This window comes from Rhodococcus sp. NPDC054953 (assembly GCF_053609225.1).
The window spans coordinates 53,146-57,100 of record NZ_JBSGXD010000025.1 but is presented as its reverse complement, the minus strand read 5'-3'; the positions used below and the strand labels follow the sequence as shown (position 1 = coordinate 57,100).

Below are 3,955 nucleotides of genomic sequence, written 5' to 3'. Positions count from 1 at the left end.
CCTCTCTCTCCTTTCTCCTTCCGTTTTTTTTTCTCCCCCCCCCCCCCCCCCCCAGGACCGGCGGTGTGACAGTCTGCTGGCATGACAACTGTCGGCGCGGTCGTGGTGGCGGCCTGCTTCGTGATCGCCGCGGTGTCGATCGTGCGATCCCGATCGGTCGGGTTGTCCGGCAAGCTCGCCTGGATGTCGGTGGCGTTCGTGCTGCCGGTGATCGGGCCGCTGCTGTGGTTCCTGGTCGGGGCTCGGTACCGCTACGGCATCGACGGCGGCAATCCGGGGCGGTAGCCGGCGCTCAGCCGCCGAGCAGGAAACCGGCCGCGGTCGCGGCGACGGTCACCTCGATCGCGGCGCCGAGAACGTCCCCGGTGATGCCGCCGAAACGGCGGGCGCAGTGGCCGGTCAGCGCGATCACCGCGGCGAGGACCACCGCCGCCACCAGCGGGCCCTGCCACCACCGGTCCGGGACGGCGAGCGTGGACGCGCCGATGATCAGCGCCGTCCACGCGACGCGCACCCACGCGGGCTGGGTGCCCGCGACCAGCGCGCCGAATCCGGTCGCGGTGGCGGCGGGGAGCGTCGGCCTGCAGGTGAGCACCGCGGCGACCCGCCCCGCCGCGACCGCGAGCAGCACCGCCGCCCACTGCCCGGACGCGGCGAGGGAACCGAACGCGAGCGCCTGCCCGCCAAGGACGATCACGAGCGCCGCCGCCCCGAACGGGCCGACGCCGCCGCTGCGCATCACCTCGAGGGCCCGCTCGGGCGGGCCGTAGCAGCCGAGGCCGTCGACGGTGTCCGCGAGCCCGTCGACGTGCATGCCGCGGGTCGCCAACGCCAGCACCGCGACCGCGGCGAGTCCGGCGAGGGCGGCGCCGAGGGACGCGGCGAGCAGTCCCGCGGTCACCGCCGCCGCGAGCAGCCCCAACAGCACCCCGACGACCGGGGCCGCCGCGATCGCGCGACGGCCGGCGGCGCGGTCGATCGGCGGCCCGCCGTCCCGGTGCGGGAGGGGGAGCACCGTCAGCCAGGACAGTGCCAACCGCAACCCGCCCACGTCGTCAGTCCGTGACGGCGGCGTCGGCGAGGCTGTCGCCTGCCTCGCGGTTGCTGACCCCGGCGTCCGCGAAGGTCGCCATGCTCGCGAGGGTGGCGACCGCGCCCTGCAGCACCGGCAGTGCCACCACCGCGCCGGACCCCTCGCCGAGCCGCATGCGCAGGTCCAGGATCGGGTCGAGGTGCAGCCGCTGCAGCGCAACCACGTGGGATGGTTCGGTCGACCGGTGCCCGGCCACCCACCATTCCCTTGCCCCGGGTGCCAGCTCCTCCGCAACCATCGCCGCCGCGGTCACGACGAGGCCGTCGACGATCACCGGGGTCCGCCGCACCGCGGCCTGCGCCAGGAACCCGGCCATCGCCGCCAGGTCGGCGCCCCCGCCGACCCGCAGCAACGCCACCGGGTCCGCGGCGTGGCGTCGCACCCGCCGCATCGCGTCCCGGATCGCGGCCGTCTTCCGGATCCAGCCCGCGTCGTCGATGCCGGTGCCGCGGCCCACCGCGGCGACCGGTTCGGTGTCCGTCAGCGTCGCGATCAGCACCGTCGCCGGGGTCGTGTTGCCGATGCCCATCTCACCGGCGATCAGCAGGTCGGCGCCCGCGTCGACCTCCTCGTCGGCGATCGCCCGCCCGGCCGCGATCGCGCGGGCCGTCTCCTCCGCGGTCAGCGCGTCCTCCCGGTCGATGGCGCCGCTGGACCGCCGCACCTTGTGCCGGGACACGGCCGGGTCGGTGTCGGCGTCGACGGCGATGTCGACGACGCGCACCCCGGCACCGTTCGCCGCGGCGAGCACGTTGACCGCGGCGCCACCAGCGAGGAAGTTCGCCACCATCTGCGCGGTCACCTCCGCCGGATACGCGGACACCCCGTGCCGGGCGACGCCGTGGTCGCCGGCGAACACGACCACCCGCGGTCGCGCGAACGGTGTCGGCGGGCACCGGTCCTGGCAGGCGGCGACCCAGCCCGCGAGGTCCTCGAGACGGCCGAGGGATCCGGCGGGCTTGGTCAGCTGCGCCTGCCGGTCGTCCGCGGCGGTCCGCGCCGACGCCGACGGCGCGACGACCGGGTCGAACGACACCCCTGCGGTCTCCGCGTCCTCGGGTGTCGAGGTCGATTCGGTTGTCACAGCACACCTTTCGCGTCGGGTCGCGGCATCGGGACGGTCGTCACTTCAGCTGAACGGTCAGCCCCGCGACCGCGAGGACGACCTCGTCGCACACCCCCGCGATGGCGCCGTTGAGGGCGCCGATCTCGTCCCGGAACAGGCGCCCGGACCTGGTCTCGGGGATCACGCCGAGCCCCACCTCGGGGCTGACGAGTACGAGTGTGCCCGGGTAGCCCGCGACGGCCGTCACCAGGTCCTCGCAGCGGGGCGTGATCGTGCCGCGGGGAGCGTCCCACGCGTCGGCGTCGTCGAGTTCGGCGGTGAGCCAGGTGCCGAGGTCGTCGACGAGCGTCGGGGGGCCGCCCGCACGCAGGATCGACGCGAGTCCCGGGCCGCGCCCGCTCTCGACGGTCGTCCAGTGCGCGGGCCGTCGGACCCGATGCCGGTCGATTCGCGCGGTCCAGTCCGCGTCCTCCGGGTCGATCCGGGCGGTGGCGACGTAGCGGGTCTCACCCGCGGGCATCAACGATTCCGCGTGCCCGGACTTGCCGGAGCGGGCCCCGCCGAGGACGAGCACCCGCCGACCAGGGGCCGCGGTCGTCACACCGCGTCGCCGGGGGAGACCCGCGGCTGCGGCGCCCGCATCTTCCGGATCTGCGATGCCCGGACGAACGCGTACCAGCCCAGCTTGAAGCCACCGTCGATCGAGTCCGGGAAGCGGTCGCGGACCTTGTTGTTGACCTGCCTGCCCAGCAGGATGCCCTCGACCACCATGAACAGCATCATCACGAACATGCCGAGCGTGACGTAGGCCTGCAGCGACGGATCGAGGAACATCGCCAGGATCAGCAGCACCGCGAGCGGCATGAACAGGCCGACCAGGTGCCTGCGCGAGTCCACCAGGTCGCGGACGTAGGCGCGGACCGGGCCCTTGTCGCGGGGCAGCAGGTACTTGTCCTCGCCCGCGAGCATCCTGGCCCGGCGGTCGGCGGCGTCGGCGCGCCGCTCGGCGGACGCGACCTTGCGTTCCTCCTTCGAGCCGCGGTTCTGCTTGCGCCGCGCGCGGGCCTCCTTCGCCGTCATCGGTGCCGGTGCGACCGGCCCGCGGCGTCGGCCCTCGGCCTCCCGGCGGCTCGGCGTCGGACGCCCCTTGCCCTCGGTGACGGCGGAGGAGGTCGGGGTGGTCGGCTCGGGAGCGGTCGACTCGTCGGCCCGGTCATCCCCGTTGTCGGGATTGTCGGGGTTGCCTCGGCGCAGCAGTTTCACCCCACCAGGCTACTTGCTGGCCTCCCGCCGCCACGACCCCGGACCGTCCCGCCCCACGAGTCGGTCCGAAAGTCGAGGGTCGCGGCGGGAATAGTGTCGCGCGGAGTACGGTTGTAGCGTTCACGGGTTTTGGTACGAGCGAACAGGGAGAGCCCATGACAGTGGAGAACGACAGCTCCGTGCAGAACGACGCCGCGCACAAGGTCGTGATGACCGACGCGGCAGCGGCCAAGGCCAAGGCTCTGCTCGACCAGGAGGGTCGCGACGACCTGGCCCTGCGCATCGCCGTTCAGCCGGGTGGCTGCGCCGGACTGCGCTACCAGCTCTTCTTCGACGACCGCAGCCTCGACGGCGACCTCGTCGTCGACTTCGGTGGGGTCGGGCTCGCTGTCGACCGGATGAGCGCGCCGTACGTCGAGGGCGCCACCATCGACTTCGTCGACACCATCGAGAAGCAGGGCTTCACGATCGATAACCCGAACGCCACCGGCTCCTGCGCCTGCGGCGACTCCTTCAACTGAGTCGCACACCCG

6 protein-coding genes are annotated in these 3,955 nt (G+C 73.7%); 2 read left to right on the top strand and 4 right to left on the bottom strand.

Going from position 1 to position 3,955, the window contains the following annotated elements; all coding sequences use genetic code 11:
* Positions 1-81 precede the first annotated feature (81 nt).
* Positions 82-285: a PLD nuclease N-terminal domain-containing protein gene (locus ACWF62_RS16670; RefSeq protein ID WP_452630657.1), complete on the top strand. Its 204-nt coding sequence runs from the start codon at positions 82-84 to the stop codon at positions 283-285.
* 7 nt (positions 286-292) lie between these two features.
* Here the strand turns inward: ACWF62_RS16670 and ACWF62_RS16665 are convergent, their stop codons facing one another.
* From ACWF62_RS16665 to ACWF62_RS16650, 4 genes are all read right to left on the bottom strand, one after another.
* Positions 293-1,051: an adenosylcobinamide-GDP ribazoletransferase gene (locus tag ACWF62_RS16665; RefSeq protein ID WP_378508405.1), complete on the bottom strand. Its 759-nt coding sequence runs from the start codon at positions 1,049-1,051 to the stop codon at positions 293-295.
* A gap of 4 nt (positions 1,052-1,055) precedes the next feature.
* A complete protein-coding gene (gene cobT, locus ACWF62_RS16660; protein WP_378508406.1) occupies positions 1,056-2,177 on the bottom strand; it encodes a nicotinate-nucleotide--dimethylbenzimidazole phosphoribosyltransferase in 1,122 nt (373 codons plus the stop codon).
* A gap of 40 nt (positions 2,178-2,217) precedes the next feature.
* Positions 2,218-2,679 (bottom strand): bifunctional adenosylcobinamide kinase/adenosylcobinamide-phosphate guanylyltransferase, encoded by a 462-nt coding sequence (locus ACWF62_RS16655; RefSeq protein WP_378508436.1) that lies wholly within the window; start codon positions 2,677-2,679, stop codon positions 2,218-2,220.
* Positions 2,680-2,756: 77 nt separating this feature from the next.
* Positions 2,757-3,422: a DUF3043 domain-containing protein gene (locus ACWF62_RS16650; RefSeq protein ID WP_452630655.1), complete on the bottom strand. Its 666-nt coding sequence runs from the start codon at positions 3,420-3,422 to the stop codon at positions 2,757-2,759.
* A 155-nt stretch (positions 3,423-3,577) separates the two neighbouring features.
* Between ACWF62_RS16650 and ACWF62_RS16645 the strand changes: the two genes are divergently transcribed.
* On the top strand, positions 3,578-3,943 hold the full coding sequence (locus tag ACWF62_RS16645; RefSeq protein WP_378508408.1) for a HesB/IscA family protein: 366 nt from the start codon (positions 3,578-3,580) through the stop codon (positions 3,941-3,943).
* The last annotated feature ends 12 nt before the right edge of the window (positions 3,944-3,955 follow it).

Bases quoted from the DNA above. Each gene is read 5' to 3' on its own strand.
- ACWF62_RS16645 (WP_378508408.1), top strand. From the start codon at position 3,578: ATGACAGTGGAGAACGACAGCTCCGTGCAGAACGACGCCGCGCACAAG.
- ACWF62_RS16670 (WP_452630657.1), top strand. From the start codon at position 82: ATGACAACTGTCGGCGCGGTCGTGGTGGCGGCCTGCTTCGTGATCGCC.
- ACWF62_RS16655 (WP_378508436.1), bottom strand. From the start codon at position 2,679: ATGCCCGCGGGTGAGACCCGCTACGTCGCCACCGCCCGGATCGACCCG.